The 21199-nt window shown below is 61.9% G+C and carries 18 protein-coding genes; 15 read left to right on the top strand and 3 right to left on the bottom strand.

Annotated elements, in window-relative coordinates; translation table 11 throughout:
- Nucleotides 1-32 precede the first annotated feature (32 nt).
- The 10 genes from glpC to G5229_RS13410 all read left to right on the top strand — a co-directional run bounded on the left by glpC (nucleotide 33) and on the right by G5229_RS13410 (nucleotide 10996).
- Nucleotides 33-1235 carry an anaerobic glycerol-3-phosphate dehydrogenase subunit GlpC gene (gene glpC, locus G5229_RS13455; protein WP_236294136.1) on the top strand — a complete coding sequence of 401 codons (1203 nt, stop codon included), beginning with the start codon at nucleotides 33-35 and terminating at the stop codon, nucleotides 1233-1235.
- 624 nt (nucleotides 1236-1859) lie between these two features.
- Nucleotides 1860-3302, top strand: a complete 1443-nt coding sequence (gene nrfA / locus G5229_RS13450; protein WP_421209281.1) for an ammonia-forming nitrite reductase cytochrome c552 subunit — start codon at nucleotides 1860-1862, stop codon at nucleotides 3300-3302.
- Nucleotides 3303-3353: 51 nt separating this feature from the next.
- Nucleotides 3354-3953 (top strand): cytochrome c nitrite reductase pentaheme subunit, encoded by a 600-nt coding sequence (gene nrfB, locus G5229_RS13445; RefSeq protein ID WP_421209280.1) that lies wholly within the window; start codon nucleotides 3354-3356, stop codon nucleotides 3951-3953.
- Nucleotides 3950-4630, top strand: coding sequence for a cytochrome c nitrite reductase Fe-S protein (nrfC, locus tag G5229_RS13440; protein ID WP_421209279.1), 681 nt, complete (start codon nucleotides 3950-3952; stop codon nucleotides 4628-4630). The genes nrfB and nrfC overlap by 4 nt, the downstream gene beginning before the upstream one ends.
- 87 nt (nucleotides 4631-4717) lie before the next feature.
- The gene (gene nrfD, locus G5229_RS13435; RefSeq protein ID WP_236272385.1) at nucleotides 4718-5671 is read left to right on the top strand and encodes a cytochrome c nitrite reductase subunit NrfD; all 954 of its coding nucleotides are present in this window, start codon (nucleotides 4718-4720) and stop codon (nucleotides 5669-5671) included.
- 316 nt (nucleotides 5672-5987) lie between these two features.
- Nucleotides 5988-7955, top strand: coding sequence for a heme lyase NrfEFG subunit NrfE (gene nrfE, locus G5229_RS13430; protein WP_421209278.1), 1968 nt, complete (start codon nucleotides 5988-5990; stop codon nucleotides 7953-7955).
- The gene (locus G5229_RS13425) at nucleotides 7952-8566 is read left to right on the top strand and encodes a DsbE family thiol:disulfide interchange protein (RefSeq protein WP_421209277.1); all 615 of its coding nucleotides are present in this window, start codon (nucleotides 7952-7954) and stop codon (nucleotides 8564-8566) included. The genes nrfE and G5229_RS13425 overlap by 4 nt, the downstream gene beginning before the upstream one ends.
- On the top strand, nucleotides 8563-9768 hold the full coding sequence (gene nrfF / locus G5229_RS13420; RefSeq protein ID WP_421209276.1) for a heme lyase NrfEFG subunit NrfF: 1206 nt from the start codon (nucleotides 8563-8565) through the stop codon (nucleotides 9766-9768). The genes G5229_RS13425 and nrfF overlap by 4 nt, the downstream gene beginning before the upstream one ends.
- Nucleotides 9769-9859: 91 nt before the next feature.
- The gene (locus G5229_RS13415) at nucleotides 9860-10489 is read left to right on the top strand and encodes a DUF2268 domain-containing putative Zn-dependent protease (RefSeq protein WP_421209275.1); all 630 of its coding nucleotides are present in this window, start codon (nucleotides 9860-9862) and stop codon (nucleotides 10487-10489) included.
- A 54-nt stretch (nucleotides 10490-10543) separates the two neighbouring features.
- A complete protein-coding gene (locus tag G5229_RS13410) occupies nucleotides 10544-10996 on the top strand; it encodes an NUDIX hydrolase (RefSeq protein WP_376887967.1) in 453 nt (150 codons plus the stop codon).
- Between the two features lie 98 nt (nucleotides 10997-11094).
- Here G5229_RS13410 and phnX read toward each other — a convergent pair whose 3' ends face one another.
- The 3 genes from phnX to phnW are packed head-to-tail and all read right to left on the bottom strand — an operon-like array spanning nucleotide 11095 to nucleotide 14490.
- The gene (gene phnX / locus G5229_RS13405; protein ID WP_421209274.1) at nucleotides 11095-11934 is read right to left on the bottom strand and encodes a phosphonoacetaldehyde hydrolase; all 840 of its coding nucleotides are present in this window, start codon (nucleotides 11932-11934) and stop codon (nucleotides 11095-11097) included.
- Nucleotides 11927-13351, bottom strand: coding sequence for an aspartate aminotransferase family protein (locus G5229_RS13400; RefSeq protein WP_421209291.1), 1425 nt, complete (start codon nucleotides 13349-13351; stop codon nucleotides 11927-11929). Before G5229_RS13400 ends, phnX begins: the two co-directional genes overlap by 8 nt.
- Complete coding sequence (gene phnW / locus G5229_RS13395) at nucleotides 13351-14490, bottom strand: 2-aminoethylphosphonate--pyruvate transaminase (protein WP_421209273.1); 1140 nt, start codon at nucleotides 14488-14490, stop codon at nucleotides 13351-13353. Before phnW ends, G5229_RS13400 begins: the two co-directional genes overlap by 1 nt.
- A gap of 265 nt (nucleotides 14491-14755) precedes the next feature.
- On the opposite strand from phnW, the gene phnR reads away from it, so the two are divergent.
- The 5 genes from phnR (at nucleotide 14756) to G5229_RS13370 (ending at nucleotide 21140) form a co-directional block, all read left to right on the top strand.
- On the top strand, nucleotides 14756-15463 hold the full coding sequence (gene phnR, locus G5229_RS13390; RefSeq protein WP_179214383.1) for a phosphonate utilization transcriptional regulator PhnR: 708 nt from the start codon (nucleotides 14756-14758) through the stop codon (nucleotides 15461-15463).
- Nucleotides 15464-15595: 132 nt separating this feature from the next.
- Entirely contained in the window at nucleotides 15596-16615 is a 1020-nt protein-coding gene (locus G5229_RS13385; RefSeq protein WP_421209272.1) for a putative 2-aminoethylphosphonate ABC transporter substrate-binding protein, read from the top strand.
- Between the two features lie 272 nt (nucleotides 16616-16887).
- A complete protein-coding gene (locus G5229_RS13380) occupies nucleotides 16888-17982 on the top strand; it encodes a putative 2-aminoethylphosphonate ABC transporter ATP-binding protein (RefSeq protein ID WP_421209271.1) in 1095 nt (364 codons plus the stop codon).
- On the top strand, nucleotides 17979-19715 hold the full coding sequence (locus G5229_RS13375) for a putative 2-aminoethylphosphonate ABC transporter permease subunit (RefSeq protein WP_421173123.1): 1737 nt from the start codon (nucleotides 17979-17981) through the stop codon (nucleotides 19713-19715). Before G5229_RS13380 ends, G5229_RS13375 begins: the two co-directional genes overlap by 4 nt.
- 18 nt (nucleotides 19716-19733) lie before the next feature.
- A complete protein-coding gene (locus G5229_RS13370; RefSeq protein WP_421209270.1) occupies nucleotides 19734-21140 on the top strand; it encodes an FAD-dependent oxidoreductase in 1407 nt (468 codons plus the stop codon).
- Nucleotides 21141-21199: the final 59 nt, after the last annotated feature.

Below are 21199 nucleotides of genomic sequence, written 5' to 3'. Positions count from 1 at the left end.
GTGTCTTCATCATCGCCGGGAGGAGAACTGACATGCTACTGGATCATGCCAACCAAACTTTCGATCAGTGCATCAAATGCACTGTCTGTACCGCCTACTGCCCGGTGGCCAAGGCCAACCCCGCCTACCCCGGCCCGAAACAGGCGGGCCCGGATGGCGAGCGGCTGCGCATCAAGAGCCCCGAGCTGTTCGATAGCGCCCTCAAGCACTGCACCAACTGCAAACGCTGCGAAGTAGCCTGCCCGAGCGGAGTGCGCATCGGCGACATCATCGCCAAGGCCAAGCATCAGTACAGCGGTTTCAAACCGGGGATCCGCGAGTTCGTGCTCTCCCACACCGATCTGATGGGCAGCATGTCTACCCTGATGGCGCCGGTGGTCAACTTCACCACCGGCCTCAAGCCGATGAAGCTGGTGCTGGACAAGGCGCTGGGGGTCTCATCCCACCGCGATCTGCCCAAATACTCCCAAGGCACCTTCCGCGGCTGGTACAAAAAGCAGAAAGAGACTCAGGCCAGCTTTGCGCGGCAGATCGCCTACTTCCACGGCTGCTATGTCAACTACAACCACCCGCAGCTTGGCAAGGAGCTGGTACAGGTGCTCAACGCCATGAACATCGGTGTGCAGTTGCTTGAGCGGGAGAAGTGCTGCGGCGTGCCGCTGATTGCCAACGGCTTCATGGACAAGGCCAAGCAACAGGCGGCCTTCAACATCAAGCAGATGGAAAACTCCCTGCTGGGCAACGAGATGCCGCTCTTGGCCACCTCCTCCACCTGCGGCTTTACCCTGCGCGATGAATATCCCCACCTGCTGGAGCAGGACAACCACAAGGTGCGGGATCGCATCTCGCTGGTGACCCGCTTCCTGTGGAACGAGTTCTACAAGGGCAACAAACCGGCGATGAAGCCGCTCAATCTGCACATCGCCTACCACACCCCCTGCCACATGGAAAAAATGGGGGGCGTCATCTACACCCTCGAATTGCTGCGCGCCATTCCCGGGGTCAAGGTGACGGTGCTGGAGTCCCAGTGCTGCGGCATCGCCGGCACCTACGGCTTCAAGTCCGAAAACTACCAGACCAGCCAGACCATCGGCGAGGGGCTGTTTGATCAAATCAACCGCCTCTCCCCCGATCTGGTGATCACCGATTGCGAGACCTGCAAATGGCAGATCGAGATGAGCACCAGCTTCCGCTGCGAGCATCCCATTCATCTGCTGGCCCAGGCTCTGGCATAAGATGAGCGTGACCATATCCGCTGGTGTAAACCCCGAAGCCGGGGTATTCGTTGGTTCACCACCATGCCTTTGGGGCTGCAACCCAAACAGTATCTGATCACGATAAGACCTGAGAGGAGCCGGCATTGCCGGCTTCTCTCATTGATGTTGCCGACCATCTCGCCCATCGGCGGAACGCCCGGCCCGTACAGACTGTAACCGACAGCCCTCTCAAAAAAAGAATATTTATTCATTTATTATTTTTATACCCATAAATAGATAATTGATATGACAGATAACCCTGCATGCCTTGCCAAATAACACAGGCATACCTCAGGTGTCGCTCCGTCCCGCCACAGAGACTCATTACACTTCCAATATTCTGACTTTCTTAATAATTTAACCGGGATCTCATTTCTGTCTGTTGGTGCTCTCGGTAATTGATCTAGCGCAAGCCCCCCTCTGATAAATCATCATTCTTTTTACCCATTTGGTAATATCCAACTCGAGCAATCGCATAAAAACATGGGTTTTATTCACTAATAACAATGAAGCGGCCTGCCTGCTCCTGCTTGGCGGGGGCGAACCAATGCCCACATCCAGGATGGAACTGTCAGGTCTGGCAATGAGATCGATTAGGGAGTGATGATCGTGAGTTCACGCAACAGACAGATCAAGCTGGGCCTCGCCGCCCTGCTGCTGACTACCAGCCTTGGCACCAGCGGCTGGGCACTGGCTGATGAAGCAACCACCAAGGGCAAGATAGAGGCGCGCAGCGAGCTGTTCGCCAAGGAGCACGCCGATCAGTTCACCAGCTGGCAAGCCACCAGCGAGAGCAAGGAGCGCACCGATGCGCTGGCGGAAGATCCCAATATGGTGGTGCTGTGGGGCGGTTACCCCTTCGCCAAGGATTACAACAAGCCGCGCGGTCACTTCTATGCGCTGACCGATGTACGGGAAACCCTGCGTACCGGCGCCCCGAAAACAGCCGAAGATGGCCCCCTGCCCATGGCCTGCTGGAGCTGCAAAGGCCCGGATGTGGCCCGCGTCATCGACGAGAAGGGTGAGGATGGCTACTTCAAGGGGATGTGGGCAAAAGGTGGGCCGGAAGTAGTCAACACCATCGGCTGCGCCGACTGCCACGACACCGCCTCGAAGGAGTTCAAGGAGGGCAAACCGGCCCTGCACCTCTCCCGTCCCTATGCCGATCGGGCCATGACCGCCATCGGCAAGCCGTTCAAGGAGCAGGGGCGCTTTGATCAGCAGTCCCAGGTGTGCGGCCAGTGCCACGTGGAGTACTACTTCAGCGGCCCCACCAAGGCGGTCAAATTCCCCTGGGACAAGGGCACCACGGTTGAGCAGATGGAGGCCTATTACGATGAAATCGGCTTTGCCGACTGGACTCATGCCCTCTCCAAAACCCCCATGCTGAAAGCCCAGCACCCCGAGTACGAAACCTGGCGCGCCGGCATTCACGGCCAGAACAACGTCGCCTGTGTCGATTGTCACATGCCCAAGGTGCAGAACGAGCAGGGCAAGGTCTACACCGATCACAAGGTGGGCAACCCCTTCGATCGTTTCGAGCAGACCTGCCGCAACTGCCACACCCAGAGCAAGGAGATGCTGCAAGGGATCGTCAAGCAGCGCAAAGAGGCGGTGATCGAGACCAAGCTGAAGGTCGAGAAGCAGCTGGTACACGCCCACTTTGAAGCCAAGGCGGCTTGGGATGCCGGCGCCACCGAGGCAGAGATGAAGGATATTCTGCAGGACATCCGTCACGCCCAGTGGCGCTGGGACTACGCCATCGCCTCCCACGGGGTGCAGATGCACGCCCCCGAAGTGGCCCTCAAGGTACTTGGCAGCGCGCTGGATAAAGCCGCTGACGCCCGCACCAAGCTGGCACGCCTGTTGGCCAGCAAGGGGATCAGCCACGAAATCGCCATCCCCGACATTTCCACCAAGGAGAAAGCGCAAGCGGCCCTTGGCATGGATATGAAACAGTTCAACAGCGACAAGGCCCAGTTCCTCAAGACCACGGTCCCCGCCTGGGATGCCGAGGCCAAAGCGGCCGGACGGCTGGCACAGTAACGGCGCCTGCGGGTCCGGCCAGACCAGGCCCGCAGCGGATGGAGGCTTCCTATGGGTGATTTAACGATGGATTTCTTACGACTGATGCTGATGGCAGCCATGCTGCTCACCAGCCTGCAGGGTCAGGCGGCCGAGCCGGCAGCAGCCCCTGTACCAGCTACACATGAGGTGGAATTTTTACGCAATCCCGACAAGGCCTGCACCGACTGTCACAAGGAGCAGAGCGAGGGAATGCACGGCAAGCATGGTCAGGCGACCAATCCCAACAACCTCAAGCCGGTGACCTGCACCAACTGCCACGGCCAGCCCTACCCCCAGCACCGGGAAGGGGTCAAGGATGTGATGCGCTTTAGCCACAGCCTGAAGGATAAAGAGAGCATCAAGCTTTATCCCATCAGCGAGCAGAATGGAGTCTGCATGAGCTGCCACGAGCCTAAAGAGCTGCGCGAGGCGCTCTGGGCCCACGACGTGCACGCCACCAAGCTCACCTGCACCAGCTGTCACCAGTTGCATCCGGCCAAGGAGCCCATGGTGGGGATCCCGGAAAAATCCCGCATCAAGCTCTGCGTCGACTGCCACAGCAAGCAGCATGAGGCCAGCAAGGCCCGGCAGGAGCAGTCCAAACCGGCTACCGGCAAGGAGGCCTCATGAACTGCTCTCGCCGTGACTTTATGGCGGGCATGGGCGCGGGGGCCCTTATCATGATGACGGGGCCGACTCGCTCCCTTGCCACCCCCCTTGCCCACAGCCAGACCATCGACGGGATCCGCTATGGCATGATCCACGATGAGACGGCCTGCATCGGCTGCACCGCTTGCATGGATGCCTGCCGGGAAGTCAACAAAGTGCCAGAAGGGGTCTCGCGCCTCGAGATCATCCGTTCAGGCCCGGTCGGTGAATTTCCCGACGCCGAGTACCGCTTCTTTCGCAAGTCCTGCCAGCACTGCGACAACGCCCCCTGCGTCCACGTCTGCCCCACCGGCGCCTCCCATATCCGCAAGGAGGATGGCATCGTCGATGTCGACGCGGATCTCTGCGTCGGCTGCATGTATTGTCTGGCCGCCTGCCCCTATCAGGTGCGCTTTATCAACCCGGTCACCCGGGTGGCGGACAAGTGCGACTTTTGCCGCAAGACCAACCTGGCGGCGGGCAAGGAGCCCGCCTGTGTCGAATCTTGCCCCACCAAGGCGCTGGTGTTCGGCAATCTGGATGACCCGGACAGCCCCATCGCCCAACGGCTGGCGAAGGAGACCACCTATCGCTACAAGCAGGCACTCGGCACCTCACCCAAGATGTACCGCGTGCCCAAAGGGGAGATAACGTCATGACCATGCAAGCGGCATTTTATTTTCCCTCCCTTGTCTGGGGATTTGTCCGATCGCCATCTACCGCAGTAACAGAGGGAGGAATGGATCATGTTGCATGACGCATTTCACTTCCCTTCCCTTGTCTGGGACTGGCCCATCGCTATCTATCTCTTTCTGCTCGGCATCTCCGCCGGGGCCACCACCCTCTCGGTGCTGTTGCGCCGCAAGGGGGCAGGCAGCGAGAGCGGCATCATCAAAGCGACCGCAATTCTGGCGCCAGCGAGCGTGATATTGGGGCTGCTGATCCTTATCTTCCATCTGGCCCGCCCCTGGACCTTCTGGAAGCTGATGTTCCACTACCAGTTCGACTCAGTGATGTCGATGGGGGTCATGCTGTTTCAGCTCTATATGGCGGTGCTGTTCGCCTGGCTGGCGGTGGTGTTTCGCACCGAGATCGAGACAATGCGCAGCCGGTTGCTGAAAGAGAAGTTCGCATTTGTGGATGGGCTGATTGGCTTGCTCGCCCGCATCGAACGGCTGCTGGCGCCGCTCTTGCTGCTGCTCGCCGTACTGCTGGGGGCCTACACCGGCTTTCTGCTCTCGGCGCTCAAGACCTATCCGCTGTTGAACAACCCGGTGTTGCCGGTGCTGTTTCTGGTCTCGGGCATCAGCTCCGGCATCGCCTCCACCATCTTGCTGGCGGTGACGCTCTTCAAGGAGAACCACCACAGCCAGGGGGTGAGCTTCGTGCATCGCTTCGAGCGGCCGGTGCTGGCGGTGGAGGTGCTGCTGCTGGTCTGCTTCTTTACCGGCCTCTACTTCGGTGGCGGCCAGAAAGAGGTGGCGATGTGGGCGGCCATCGGCAGCGGCTTCTGGGCTCAGGTGTTCTGGATAGGGGTGGTGGGCTTCGGCATGCTGCTGCCCCAGCTGCTGGCCCTGCTGACCCCGGCCCCCCTGCGGGAGCGAAACGGCCATCTGGTGCTGGTCTGCAGCCTGACACTGGTGGGGATCCTGCTGCTGCGCTACTTCGTGCTCTACGCCGGCCAGATGACGGTAGTTTAAAAACCGGTTCACGCTCCTGTTGCAAGGCCGTGATCAAGGCTCATGTGCTGCTCGGAATCCTCATGTATTCACATACACTCCGGTTCCTGCGCTGCTCTTTACCTTGCTGACGACCTCTCACGACGGATCGTGAACCGGTTATTGAAACTGGGGATAAGCGCCAGCCACCCCTGGGTGACTGGCGCTGGTTTGTTGCTGGCCCAATGAATTTCTGGTGATGCCACACCCGTTGCTTGGCAATGTTCTCCGCCAAAGGGAGACGACGCGGCGTGTGTGTCATGACATGAATGAGATCAAAGATTGAACCGGAGGTTATGTGCTGGCGGAGCTCGGCTATCTCTCACTGTTGCTGGCGGCGGCACTCTCCTTGCTGCAGGGCACACTGCCCTGGCTGGGATTACGGCTCGCCTCCCCGACCCTACTGCGCAGCGCCACGCCGCTGGCGCTAATCAATGCCATCCTGCTGTTAACCGCCCTGCTGCTGCTCGCCAGCTGCTTTGGCCAAGATGATTTCACCGTCAGCTATGTGGCCCAGCACGCCAACAGCGCCCTGCCGCTGGGCTTCAAGCTGGCGGCCGTGTGGGGCGGCCACGAGGGCTCCATGCTGTTCTTCGTGTTTGCGCTGGGGCTGTGGGGCGCCCTGGTGGCCCTTTGCTCCAAGCGGGTCGATCCGCTGATCACAGCTCGAGTACTGACCATCATGGGGCTGATTGTCGGGCTGTTCGGCCTCTATACCCTGATCTTCTCCAGCCCGTTTGACCGCCAGTTTCCGGGGCCGCAGGAGGGGCGCGATCTCAACCCCATGCTGCAGGATATCGGCCTTATCATCCACCCGCCCCTGCTCTATCTCGGTTACGTCGGCTTTGCAGTCAACTTCGCTTTCGCCATGGCGGCGCTCCATTCGGGCAGACTGGATGGCGCCGTGGCCCACTGGAGCCGCCCCTGGGCGCTCGGCTCCTGGGTGTTTCTCACCGCCGGCATAGTGCTGGGCTCCTGGTGGGCCTATTACGAACTGGGCTGGGGCGGCTGGTGGTTCTGGGATCCGGTAGAAAACGCCTCCCTCTTGCCCTGGCTGCTCGGCACCGCCCTGCTGCACGCCCTGATTGTCTGCGAGAAGCGCGGCGCCTACGGCCACGCCGTGCTGTTGCTCTCCATCTTCACCTTCGCCTTGAGCCTGCTCGGCACCTTCGTGGTGCGCTCCGGGGTGCTCACCTCGGTGCACGCCTTTGCAGTCGACCCCAGCCGAGGCCTCACCCTCTTGTTACTGCTCGGCTTGCTATTGACCTGCGCCCTCACCCTGTTTGCCCTGCGGGCGGACATTCGCGCCCCCTATGCCCGCTTTGGCTTGCTGTCAAAAGAGGGGCTGCTCGGCGCCGCCATCCTGCTGCTCTGCGTGGCCTGCGCCAGCGTGCTACTCGGCACCTTCTACCCCATGGTGTTCCAGTCGCTCCATCTGGGCTCGCTGTCGGTGGGCGCCCCCTATTTCAATACCATCTTCGTGCCGCTGGCCCTCTGCCTGATGGGGCTGATGACCCAGCTGCCGCGCCTGCGCTGGCAGCAGCTTGCGGCAGGTTCCCGGCTCAACTCGCTGTTGCCGCCGCTGTTTGGGCTGCTTGGCGGCGGGCTGCTTAGCCTTGCCTATCTGGAACAGGGATCGTTTTCCGGTAGCTGGATTGGCATCCTCGCCAATATGGTGAGCCTCTGGCTGATGGCCAGTCTGTTACTCCCGCTCATGCAACCGACATTGCTGCGCGAGTTCACCCTCAATCGGTTTGGCAGCTTGCTGGCCCACCTTGGGGTGGCGGTGTGCGCCCTTGGCATCGCGCAGGTGAGTGACCACAGTCAGGAGGGGGGCACAGTGCTCGGTGCCAACCAACCCTACCAGCTCGGCGCGTTCGAGTTTCGCTATGAGGGGCGCGAGCCGGTGATCGGCCCCAACTATACCGCCGAGCGGATCACGCTTAGCGTGCACAAGAACGATAAAGAGGTGGCGCGGCTGACGCCAGAGCGGCGCCACTACAGCGTGCGCACCATGAACATGAATGAACCGGGCATCGCGTGGGGACTGTTTGGCGATCTCTACGTGGTGCTGGGTGAGAAGATGGGGCCAGATGCCTATGCCATGCGGCTGCACTACAAGCCGCTGGTGCGCTGGATCTGGCTCGGCGGCCTGTTGATGATGGCAGGCGGCACCCTGCGTCTGCTCGCCCGTCGCCCCTTGCTTGCCTCCCGCCCCGTTGCGGTTGGCACCTCCCATCCCCGGCTCGAACAGGAGGCGTTATGAGATCCCGCCTGCGCCTCTTTCTTCCCTTGCTGCTGACCCTGAGCCTCGGCGCCCTGCTCTGGCTCGGCCTTGGCAACAATCCATATAGCCAGGATGAGGCGACGCTCGGGCGCACCCTGCCTGCGTGGCAGAGCGACAATCTGCTGGACGGACGTCCGATCCAGACCGCCAGCCTCAAGGGGGAGCCCTTCGTGCTCAACGTCTGGGCCAGCTGGTGCGTCAACTGCCGCGCCGAGCATCCGTTGCTCAGCGAGCTCGCGGGCACCGTGCCCCTCTACGGCCTCAACTACCGGGACAAGGGGGATGCCGCCCGCGCCTGGCTTATCCTGGCGGGCAACCCCTATCGCGCTGTGCTGGCCGACCCCGACGGCAAACTGGCGCTGGAGCTCGGCGTCTACGGCACGCCAGAGACCTATCTGTTTGATGCCGATGGTGCCCTGCTCGCCCGCCACACCGGCGAACTCACCAGAGGGATCTGGCAACGCCAGTTTGCCCCCCTGCTCGACAAGGCGCGAACTGACGCGCAAATGAAGGCCGCCACAACGGCACCCGCAATTGCGCCATCTATTGCGCCGTCTATTGCAATATCAGCTCGAGAGACACAGCCATGACGTGCCGTTCTCTTGCCTGCGCCCTGCTGGCCCTCGGCATGCTGCTGAGTGCCACTGCATATGCCAGCGGGGTCGATACCTATCAGTTTCGCCACCCCGAGCTGCAAAATCGGGCGCAACAGCTGGCCCGCGCCCTGCGCTGCCCCCAGTGCCAGAACCAGAATCTGGTAGAGTCCAACTCCCCCATCGCCCGAGATCTGCGGCTAGAGGTCTACCGCTGGGTGGACGAGGGACAGAGCGATGAGCAGGTGATCGCCCGCATGACGGAGCGCTTCGGCGATTTCGTCCGCTACGATCCCCCCTTAAAGGCCAGCACGGCGCTGCTGTGGGGCGGTCCCCTGCTGCTGTTGGGGCTGGCGCTGTTGATCCTGTTTCGCCGCCTGACACGCACAAAGGCGCAACCCATCCCTGTCGTTAAGGTAATCGATGAGTCAATCCATCAACCCGCGGCCGATCCGCGCAGCGAATTGAATCTGTTGATCATGCGTGGAGAACAAGTGGGCCTCTCCCCTGACCAACCACTCTACAGGGAGCTGAGCGCCGCCCGCCTGGCCAACACCATCCCGGCGGCTGAGCTGGCCCTGCGCGCGCAACTGGCCAACCAGCATGACAATCGCGGCCGCAATAACCGGCACGGGTGGGCCTTGTTGCTGCTTGGCATCATGGCATGCGTAGCCGTTGCAGCTGGCTATCTCAGCAGCGGCCGCTATCAGGCGTGGCAGGCTTATACATCCCGTCCCGATCCGCTGGCGGGGTTGAGCCCGCGGGATCTGCAGGACAAGGAGCTGGGGAGTCTGCATCAGAAACTTCAGCGCAATCCTGCCGATCTCGACAGCTGGGCGGCGCTCGGCCAGCTCTATCTCTATCGGGGCGAATATGACAACGCCCTGCTCGCCTACCAGCGTCTCGCTCTGCTGGAGGGGGGCGCCAGCGCGGCGACTCAAGCCGCCCAAGCCACCGTGCTCTACTATCAGGCGGGCCAGCAGCTGACTCCCGAGGCAACCCGCCTGCTGGAGAGCGCCCTCAAGCAGGACGCGGGGGAAGTAAGCGCCCTGATGCTGCTCGCCTCCGATCACTTCCTGCATGGTCGCTACAGCCAGGCCATTGCGCTGTGGCAGCAACTGCTCGATGGCGAGCGCCCTCGCATCAACCGGGCTGCACTGATCGAGGCGATCCAGACGGCAAGCATAATGGGCGGGTAACCCCTTGATTGAAGGAGGGTAATCGTGGTGATATGGCGCCGCGACCACGTAAGTGGTTCAGCACTCTCTTTCAATAGACAAGGATGTCTGAATGCAACTCACCCTGTTAAACGACTCGGGCAAATTCGATGGGCTCGATGACACCATTAGGCACGTTTTTGCCGAGACGGCGCACAAACTGAATGCCTTGTTCGATCTCTCCCAACTGGATGTCACCTTCAGTCCTTTTGCCGAGGGGGATGCTCCCGACTCGGGTATCGGTGGCTGGGCCATCAACATGTATCGAATAGAACTCCAGCTTGATCTGGAACGGCCTGATATCAAAGAGGTGATCATCACCGAATTGCCTGCCGTGCTGGCCCACGAAGTCCACCATATCGTGCAAAAGAAGAACAAGGTGGAAGCAGAAACACTGGCCGAAAACCTGATTTTTGAAGGACTGGCCTGCTACTTTGAGCAGAGGTTCAATGGTGGCACACTCCCCTCGCTGTTCAAGGAGTCTCATCACCATGACTGGCAATCGCTCCTGGCAGAGATGACGCCCTATCTATCCAGCAAGCAGTTCAACTATTTAGACTTTTTCTACTGCCGTGATAACCGGCCATTTCCCAAATATGCCGGTTACTGGGTGGGGTTCAATCTGGTGGCCAACTATCTGGCCAAAAATGGCCTGAATGAAATAGAGGTCATGGGCCTACCCGCCGAGGCGTATTTCAATTAACACGCCTTCACACTGTTCATGGGTATCGCAGAGCCCAACCCCGGAGAGAAGATCATGATCCCCATTCGCTGCAAGGCCGTCTCTGGCGTTGCCCTTACCACTGTCGATGGCGAAACCAGATTGCTGGTGATGAAACGGGTCAAGGGGGGCTTCTGGTGCCATGTGGCGGGCACGGTGGAGGCGGGTGAAACTGGCTGGCAGACCATTATTCGGGAGTTTGGCGAAGAGACGGGTATCCGAGTCACAGAGCTCTACAACGGCCAGTATCTGGAACAGTTTTACGAGGCGAGCTTGAATACGGTGGAGGTGGTGCCGGTCTTTGTGATCTATTGCCCGCCCAATCAGGCGGTGATCCTCAACGACGAGCACACCGAATATCGCTGGTGTTCCCTGGCCGAGGCCAAGGCGCTGGTGAGTTTCCCCGGCCAGAAGGCACTCTACGACCATATCTGGCACCATTTTGTCGACAACGCCCCCTCTCCCCTGATGCGGGTCGATATCCGCTGACCGCGCACGGCTTCCCCCTGTAAATGCAACACGCCCCCGGATGGGGGCGTGTTGTATCTAAAGCCAGCCAAGCGCTTTTGTTAGACCAAGCAGATGGCCTACGGCCGCTCGCCAGCGGCCAGACGGCGGTTGATATCGGCGATAACCGGGGCGATGTCGGCCAGGGTATCAATCACATAGTGTGCCCCCGCCGCCCGCAGTTTGGCCTCGGCCGGTGCGCGCCGGGCGGCGATCTCCGCCTCGCTCATGGCGACAAACTCTTCCCAGGTGGCGCCAAACTCGTTGCCGGAAACAGACAGCCCCACCGTCCACATGCCCGCGTTAAGCCCTTCGCGAATACCCGGCACGGCGTCATCCACCTTGATGCAGCGATGCACCGCGCTCACTCCCAGCTCAATTACGTTGGCCAGCGCCATCCAGGGGCCGGGGCGACCACCAGCCTTGAGATCGTCGGTGGCGACCCAGTGATCCGGGCGGTAGCCGTGATCGGCCGCCGCTGGCACCAGCGCCTCCATCACCGGACGGGGATAACCGGAGCAGGAGCCGATTTTCATCCCCTGCACCCGCAGAGCGTCCAGCACCGGCAGCACACCGGGGATGGGGGCGGCAAAGCGGGTCACGGCGGCAATCTGCAGCGGCATAAAGGTGTGATAAATGTGGTCCACCTCGGCGTGGCTCATAGGATGGCCGAAGCGGGCCTGCCAACGCGCATCCACCGAGGGCAGACGGCCCAGCGCGGCGATATGATCCCACTTGCCAAGGCCCATGGGCTGGCGTGCTTCGTCCAGGGTCACGGGAAAGTCATAGGCGCGGGCTAAGGCCTCGACGAAGATGGAGGTGGGGGCGAAGGAGCCGAAGTCGACGACGGTACCGGCCCAGTCGAGGATCAGCGCCTCCACGTCGGTGGTCGGGTGGATGGCAGTCTGCAAGTCAGTCATGGTGGTGTTCCTGTTTCGGTGAAAGTGCGATCTCGCCCAATGCGCGATCGAGAATGGAAATGGCGCGCACCAGATCGGCGCGGGCGATATTGAGCGGTGGCGAGAGCTGGATGACGTTCCCTTGGGAGACCTTGAAGCTGAGCCCCAGCTCCAGACAGCGGTAGAGCAGCCGCTCGGCGGCCTGGCTATTGCGGGTGCGACTCTGGTGATCGACCACCAGATCGAGCGCCCACAGGAGGCCGATACCGCGCACCTGCCCGATCAGCGGGTGACGTTCGGCCAACTTGCCGAGCTCGGCCGCCATAAAACGGCCATCCTCCTGCGCTTTTGCCAGCAACCCCTCTTCGCGGATGGTAGCGATGGTCGCGAGGGCCGCCGCGCAGCCGATAGGGCTCTTCTCGTGGGTGTAGTGACCGAGCGAAATAGCTGCGGCCTGATTGAAACGGTCGCGGGTGATGAGCGCCGCAAACGGTACCACCCCGCCCCCCAGCCCCTTGCCCAGACAAATGATGTCAGGCTCGATGCCGAACTCTTCAAAGCTGAACCAGTGGCCGGTGCGGCCCAGGGCATTGGGGATCTCGTCGACGATCAGCAACACCTTGTGGCGATCGCAGATCTCCCGCACCCGCTGCCAGTAGGCCTTCGAGGGCACCTGCACATCGGTGTTGCGGATAGGTTCGGCGATAAAGGCGCCGATCCCTCCCTCCTTCTCGATGACGTACTCCAGATAATCGGCGTAGTGCAGGTCATCCCCCTCCCCGCGATACCAGACGCCGCGATAACGGGTGGGGGGCGGGATGCGCTCCACTCCGGCCATCAATGGGCCCATACCGGCGCGAAAACAGGCCTCGCCGCCGACCGAGATGGCATCGAGAGAGGCGCCGTGAAAGGCATCCCAGAGGGACACCACCTTGCTGTTGCCGGTGATGAAACGGGCGAGCTTCAGGGCAATCCCCACCACCTCGCTGCCGCCGGGGGCGAACAGTACCCGGTTGAGATCGCCGGGGGCCAGTTCAGCCAGGGTGCGGGCGCAGTCGATGGCAACCTGATGGGTGTAGCGGCGGGGCGCGAACGGCAGATCGGCGAGTTGCTGCTGCACCGCGGCCACCACCCTGGGGTGACCGTGGCCCAGCTGATGGACGCTGTTGCCGTGAAAATCGAGGTAACGCTTGCCCGATACGCTGGTCAGCCAGCTCCCCTGCGTGCGCTCAAGCAGATCGAGACAGGGGGTGGAGAGGGCCTGATGGAGAAAGTAGCGGCTATCCTCCGCCAATCCCGCCTGCACCGCCTCGCTCTGACCTGCCCACCAGCGTGAGCGCCCCTCGCCGAGGTTGATATCCCCTTCGCTGTCGGCGCGGCCGCTGCCGTGCAGCTTATGGTCGTGCTGATCGCAACCGTGAGGCGCCATGCTGGTCATCACGCGTCCCCCTGCCAGTAGCAGGCGCTGGCCATGGCGGCGAGCAGATCGCGCACCCGCTCTGGGGTCACATCACCGATATTGCCGATACGGAAGCAGTCGGCTTGCGAGACCTTGCCCGGATAGATGACAAAGCCCTGCGCCTTGAGCCGCTGGTAGAAGTCGGCGAAGCGGTAGTCAGGGTGGGTCGGAGAGTAGAAGGCGGTGATGATGGGGGATTGCCATTTTTCTGGCAGCAGCGGCGCAAAGCCGAGGGCAGCCATCCCCGCCACCAGCGTGCGCTGATTTTCACTGTAACGCTGATGACGGGCGGCGATGCCCCCCTCTTCGTCCAGTTCGCGCAGGGCCTGGGCAAAGGCAAGCACGGTATGGGTGGGCGAGGTAAAGCGCCACTTGCCCCCCTGCTGCTCCATGGTCTGCCACTGGGCATGCAGGTCGAGGGAGACTGAGCGGGCGCGCCCGGCACAGGCCGCCAACGCGGCGCGGCGAGCGATGACAAAGCCAAAACCCGGCACCCCCTGAATGCACTTGTTGGCCGAGCTGATAAGAAACTCGATGCCAAGGCGTCCCATGTCGATGGGGATACCGCCAAAGCTGCTCATGGCATCGACGATCAGGCGGATGCCGCGGCGCTGGCAGAGCTCAGCCACCTCATCGAGCGGATTGAGCATGCCGGTGGTGGTCTCGCAGTGCACCATGGCCAGATGGGTGATCTCGGGGTGGCGCGCCAGCATCGCCTCGATGGCGGCGGGCTCCGGGCGGGTGGTCTCGCCGCAGTCCAGCTCATGGTGACGCAGGCCAAGGCAGCGGGCCATCTCCCCCATGCGGGCGCCGTAGGCGCCGTTGTTGATGATCAGCAGACACTCATCGATGCCTATCGCCGAGCCCAGCACGCTCTCCACCACATAGCTGCCACTCCCCTGAAGCAGCACAGCTCTGTAGTCACTTTGATATTCAGGGCCAGTTGCCAGCCGCACCAGCTCGCGGCGAATGGGCTCCACCACCCCCTGGTTGTAGTCCGCATCCCAGGTGCAGCTGTCTTGCAGCATGGCGGCGCGCACCGTGGCGGTGGTCGAGAGGGGGCCCGGGGTCAGCAGCAGGTAATCGACGGCGGCGGGGGCCGCAAGAATATGGGTCATGACTTCGCTCCTTTTGGTATATACCAGAATGAGCGCATTGTGGGTAACTGCCCCGCCAAGGTCAAAGGGGTGGCGCTATGTGCAACAAAAAATTCATTTTCAGCGCCGGGATCGCGATAATCTAGGAAATCTGAACAACAGGGGCGATGCTGGTATCTACCAACGCATGTTGATGTCGCCGTGTAACGACCGGGCAGATGACCTGCCCTGTGCCCAGCCCATTGCCCAACTCATTGCGCAACTTATTGCAAAACCAGGGATTTTCATGAGCAAACCGCAATATCTGCAGATCAAGGATGCCCTCGCCAACCAGATCCTGGCGGGGGGTCTGGCCCCCAACGACAAGCTCCCCTCCGAGCGGCTGCTGGGGGAACTCTATGGCACCACCCGGGTTACCATCCGCGAGGCACTGGTTCAGCTGGAGGCAAACGGCCTTATCTATCGGGAGGATCGCCGCGGCTGGTTTGTCACCCCGCCGCGCTTTCGCTTGAACCCCAGACGCACCTCCAACTTTCACCAGATAGTGCGGGAGCAAGGGGGTGAGCCGCGCACCGAGCTGCTGGAAAAAAGCCGCCAGGCGGTACCGCCCGCGTTGATGGTGCAGCTGCAGCTCAAGCCGTTCGACAGCCTGTTTCTGCTAAAACGGCTGCGCTACGCCAACGGACGCGCCATCTGCTACTGCGAGAACCACTGCCTGCCAGAGCGGGTGCCCGGCCTGCTGGAGCTGGATCTCAACGGCAGTCTGACCGAGATCTACCAGGCCCATTACGATCTCCACTATGCCCGCATGCAGGTGCGCTTCTTCCCCACCGCCCTGCCGGACGAAGTGGCCAAGGCGCTGGGGGCCACCGCCGGTCTGCCCGCCCTGCGCCTCGAGCGGCTCAACTTCGATCAGCACGGCCGGGTGCTCGACTTCGATCTGGAGTACTGGCGCCACGACAGTCTGGAGATCGAGGTGGATACCCAGGATTAGTCACGGGCAGATCAGGAACGGCAAATCGCACACGGGAAAACGTCACGGGGCTGTCACGGTCACGTCATAAAGATCCCCTAGCCTCTCTCGACCAATCTGGTTTATACCAAGCCAACTTATATGGAGAAGAGGATGAAACAGGGAACCCATCTGCTGGCCACCGCCGTGCTGGCTGCCATGACCGCCCCGGCACTGGCCGCGACCGATCTCACCGTCTACACCGCCTTCGAACCGGAGCAGCTCAACGAGCTGAAAACCGCGTTCGAGCGCCAGCATCCGGACATCAACATCAAGTGGGTGCGTGACTCCACCGGCGTGGTCACCGCCCGCTTGCTGGCAGAAAAAGCCCAGCCCAAAGCGGATGTGGTGTGGGGACTGGCCGCCACCAGCCTGATGCAGCTCGATCAGCAGCAGATGCTCAATGCCTATGCACCGAAAGGACTGGATAAGCTCGACAGCCGCTTTCGCGACAGCAAGGCCGAGCCGCACTGGATCGGTCTGGACGCCTTCTTCAGCGCCATCTGCTTCAACAAGGTAGAGGCAGAAAAACAGGGGATCCCGGCCCCCACCAGCTGGGCCGACCTCACCAAGCCCATCTACAAGGGCAAGGTGATCATGCCCAACCCCAGCTCCTCCGGTACCGGTTACCTGAGCGTTGTGGGCTGGCTGCAGACCATGGGCGAGCAGCAGGGCTGGCAATTCATGAACGGCCTGCATCAGAATATCGACCGTTACACCCACTCGGGCTCAGCCCCCTGCAAGCTGGCCGCCAGCGGCGAGACGGTGATCGGTATCTCCTTCGACTTCCCGGCTACCAGCCTCAAGGCCAAGGGTGCCCCCATCGAGGTGGTGTTCCCGAAAGAGGGTTCGGGCTGGGATATGGAAGCCGCCGCCATCATCAAGGGCACTCCCAAGCTGGAAGCCGCCAAACAGCTGCTCGACTTTGCCGCCACCGAACAGGCCAACGCCCTCTACAACAAGTCGTTCGCCGTGGTCGCCATTCCCGATGTAGCCCAACCGAGAGCGGGCTATCCGGCGGATATCAAAGGCCAGATGATCGACAACGACTTTAGCTGGGCAGCCCGCGAGCGCAACGCCATCCTGGCCCAGTGGAGCGCCAGCTTCGACGGCAAGACCGAAGCCAAACAGTAAGCGTGAAGGGCGGCGGTTTGTTCACGCCAGACACACCACCGCCAATAAACTGCCAGTCGAAGGCCAACAGCTGTTGGCCTTCGCTTTTTGGTTTTAACTTCCCAAGTTTGTATTGCCTTCAATTAGCGATGCTTAGTCCATTCGCACAGTGCCCAACTACTTGCTGGCGACCCGATGTCATTTGACTGTCATCAAGCTGTCATCCCCCGATCACCTGACCGTCACACTTCACCCGCAAACTGGTATATACCAAATCAGTAGCGAGTCGAACCATGACCCAGCCCTATCTGGACATTCAACATCTCAACAAGCAGTTCGGTGCTTTTCAGGCCCTTAAAGGGATCTCTCTGACCATTGAGCCAGGGGAGTTTATCTGCTTTCTCGGCCCCTCCGGCTGCGGCAAGACCACCCTGCTCAGAGCCATCGCCGGCTTGGATCTGCCGGACAGCGGCGAGATCTGGCAAGGGGGACGCAATATCTCCCAGCTGCCGCCCCAGCAGCGCGATTTTGGCATCGTGTTTCAGTCCTACGCCCTCTTCCCCAACCTGACGGTGGCGCAGAACATCGCCTTCGGCCTTGAGAATCAGGGGTTGGCGCGGGATCTCATCAAGGAGCGGGTCGATCACTGGCTGGGGCTGGTGGATCTCACGGCCCAGTCCCACAAATACCCGAGCCAAATCTCCGGCGGCCAGCAGCAGCGGGTGGCGCTGGCCCGGGCGCTCGCCCTTTCCCCCGGTCTGTTGTTGCTGGACGAACCGCTCAGCGCACTGGATGCGCTGGTGCGCACCCATCTTCGCAGCGAGATCCGCGCCCTGCAGCAGCGCCTTGGCATCACCACCATCATGGTGACCCACGATCAGGAAGAGGCGCTGACCATGGCCGATCGCATCGTGGTGATGGAGGGCGGCCGCATCGTGCAGGTGGGCACCCCGCAGGAGATCTACCACCAGCCTGCCAGCCGTTTCGTGGCAAGCTTTGTCGGCACCATGAACTTCCTCGAGACCCTGGTGCTGAGCCCCACTCAGGTGCGCCTTAACGAGCAGCCGCTGCAACTTGCCAACCGGGCCGCGGCCGGCAGCAAATTGCAGGTGGCGATCCGCCCCGAGGCGATCACCCTGAGTGCGCCGAGCGAGCTGTCTCTTGGGCAGCACGGCATCGACGCGCAGATCGATCAGGTGGAGTTTCTCGGCGCCGCCCAGCGCCTTATCTGCACCGCCGACACCTATCTGGGCCCGCAGCAGATCCTGGTGGAGCGCCCGACCCACGAGCTGCCCCGCCACGAACAGGGTGGCTGGCGCAGCGGCATGCGCTGCTCGCTGCACTGGCCCGCCGGAGCGATGCAGCTGTTTGAAGGAGATCGCCCATGACAGCCCCCTTCGCGACCTCCTCCCTGTTGCCGCCAGCGACAGCCCGCCAAGACTCTCGCTGGCAGCGGCTCTGTCGCGGCTGGAGCCGGGATCAGCTGCTGCAACTGATCCTGCTGGTGCTCGGCATCGCCCTGCTCAGCGGCGGTCTGCTGCTGCCGCTGCTCACCATGCTGCAAAAGAGCCTGCAGGATGAGAACGGCCTCTGGGTGGGCCTTGCCAACTTCAGCGCCTACTTCGACTCCCCTCATCTGGGGCGCACCATTGGCAACACCCTCTGGCTCGGGGTGCTGATCACCGCGCTGGTAGTGACTATCGCCTTTGGCTACGCCTATGCCCTCACCCGCACCTGCATGCCGGGCAAGCCCCTGTTTCGCCTCATCGGCCTTATCCCGTTATTGATGCCCTCCCTGTTGCCCGCCATCAGTCTGGTCTACTGGTTTGGCAATCAGGGGATCGCCAAGGGGCTGCTCGGCGGCGAGAGCATCTACGGCCCCATCGGTATCGTCATTGGTCTGGGCTTCTGGTGCTTCCCCCACGCCCTGATGATCCTTATCACTGCGCTCGGTCAGAGCGATGCCCGCCTCTATGAAGCCTCCCGGGTGCTGGGCAGCAGCGGCTGGCGCACCTTTGTCACCGTCACCCTGCCTAACGCCCGTTATGGCCTGCTCAGCGCCGCCATCGCCGTCTTCACCCTCACCATCTGCGACTTCGGGGTGGCCAAGGTGATTGGCGGCCAGTACAGCGTGCTGGCCACCGATATCTACCGGCAGGTGATCGGGATGCAGAACTTCTCGCTGGGCGCCGTTGCCAGCGTCACCCTGCTGCTGCCGGCACTGTTGAGCTTTGCCCTGGAGCACAGAGTGCGCAGCAAGATGCAGGAGCAGAGCAGCACCAAGGCGGTGCCCTATCAGCCCAAACCCCATCGGCTGCGGGATCTGCTGGCGCTCGGCTGGTGTACCCTCTGGGCCCTGCTGTTTCTGGCGCTGGTGGGGATGGCCGTTTACGGATCCTTGGTGCAGTTCTGGCCCTACAACCTTGGGCTGACGCTCGATCACTACGCCTTTGACAGCAACAGCGTCTATGGCTGGCAGCCCTTTACCAACACCTTGCAGCTGGGCCTCTATACCGCGCTGATCGGCACCGTGCTGGTGATGGTGCTGGCCTGGGCGCAGGAGAAGGGACGCCACTTCGCGCCGCTGCGCCAGCTGCTGCATCTGCTCGCCATGCTGTCGCTGGCGGTACCCGGCATGGTGCTGGGGCTGGGTTACATCTTCTTTTTCAACGGCAATCCACTCTTTGGCAGCCTCTATGGCACTCTGCCGCTGATGGTGCTCTCCTGCGTCATCCACTACTACACCGTGGGTCATATGACGGCGCTGACCAGCCTCAAGCAGCTGCCCAAGGAGCTGGAGCTGGTGGCCATCTCATTGCGCATTCCACTCTGGAAGGCGTTCTGGCGAGTCACCCTGCCCGCCTCCCTGCCAGCGCTCTTGGAAATCTTTATCTATCTGTTCGTCAATGCCATGACCACCACCTCGGCGGTGATCTTCCTCTATTCGAGCGACAGCGTGCTCGCCTCCATCGCCGTGCTGAACATGGAGGATTCCGGCAATACCGCCGCGGCCGCCGCCATGGCCACCCTGATCCTGCTGGCCGCCGCTACCGTCAAGCTGCTCCAGCTCTTTTTGAGCCGCGCCCTGCTGGATCGCACCCAGCGCTGGCGCCACCAATAACCTTATCGAGGAGTCATCATGTCCACTCTCCCCTTCTGGCTGGCCGAAGCGCTCGCCGCCGAACAACCCGCGCCGCCCACGCCCCTAGTCGGCAACCACGAGGCCGATGTCTGCATCGTCGGCGGCGGCTTTACCGGGCTGTGGAGCGCCATCGCCCTTAAACAGGCCGAGCCCCACCTGCACGTCATAGTGCTGGAGAAAGATCGCTGCGGCAGCGGCGCCTCCGGGCGCAACGGCGGCTGTTTGCTCACCTGGTCGGCCAAATACCTGACGTTAAAGCGCCTCTTTGGCGAGCAGCAGGCCGCCTGGCTGGTACAAAGATCCGAGCAGGCGGTGCACGAGATCGCCCGCTTCTGCGAAACGCACAACATAGAGGCAGAGCTGAGGGTCGAGGGCACCTGCTACACCGCCACCAGCGAGGCGCAGCGCGGCCTGATGGAGCCGGTATTACGGGAGCTACAGCGAGCCGACCTTAACCAGTGGCAAGTGATTGAAGAGGATAAACTGGCGAGCCAGAGCGGCTCCCACGTTCATCTGGAGGGGCTCTACAGCCCTCATGCCGGTTCGGTGCAACCGGCACTGCTGGTGCGCGGCCTGCTGCGGGTGGCGCGGGAATTGGGGGTCGAGGTCTATGAGCACTCCCCCATGCAGCGCCTTGAGGCGGGTCAGCCTGCACGGGTACAGACACCGCAGGGTGAGGTGCGTGCCAGCAAGGTGGTGCTGGCCCTCAACAGCGCCATGGTGCAGCACTTTCGCGAGTTTCGCCGCAGTATCGTGCTGGTCTCCTCCGATATGGTGATAACCGATCCCGCACCGGATGCACTGGCTGCCCAGCAGCTTGAGCACGGCCGCAGCGTGGTGGATGGCCGCACCTTTGTCCATTACTACCGCTCCACCCCGCAAGGGCGGCTGATGCTGGGCAAGGGGGGCAACACCTTCGCCTTTGCCAACCGCCATCTGGCCGAGTTTGATGCCCCGAGCCGTTATCTTGTCCCCCTCACCCGCACCCTGCGCCGCTTCTTTCCGGCGCATAAAGAGGTGCCCATCGCTGCCAGCTGGTGCGGCGCCTCCGACCGCTCGGTGGATGGCCTCCCCTTCTTCAGCCACTGGCGAGGGCAGCCCAATATCGTCTATGGCCTCGGCTATTCCGGCAACGGTGTGGCGCAAAGCTGGATCGGCGGCCAGATCCTGGCAGCCTTGGTGCGCGATGAAGTACGGGAAGCGGACAAACCGTGGCGCGACTGCGCTCTGGTAAGCGGCCCGCGTGGCTACTTCCCGCCAGAGCCATTCCGCTGGCTGGGCGCCATGGCGGTGCGCAACGCCATCAGGCGCAAGGAGCGTGCGGAAGATGAAAACCGCCCGGTGGCCTGGTATGACAAACAGCTGGCCAAACTTGCCGATGCGGCGGGCAAGGCGGATAAATAATCGCGCTGACATCGCTCTTGCACGGTTCAGCCACGTCTGGCTACAACAAGCAAAGCGCC

The organism is Aeromonas sp. 602396 (genome assembly GCF_049173735.1).
Classification (GTDB): Bacteria; Pseudomonadota; Gammaproteobacteria; order Enterobacterales; family Aeromonadaceae; genus Aeromonas; species Aeromonas veronii_A.
The sequence above is the reverse complement of the archived record's forward strand: the minus strand, read 5'-3'. Positions and strand labels throughout refer to the sequence as shown.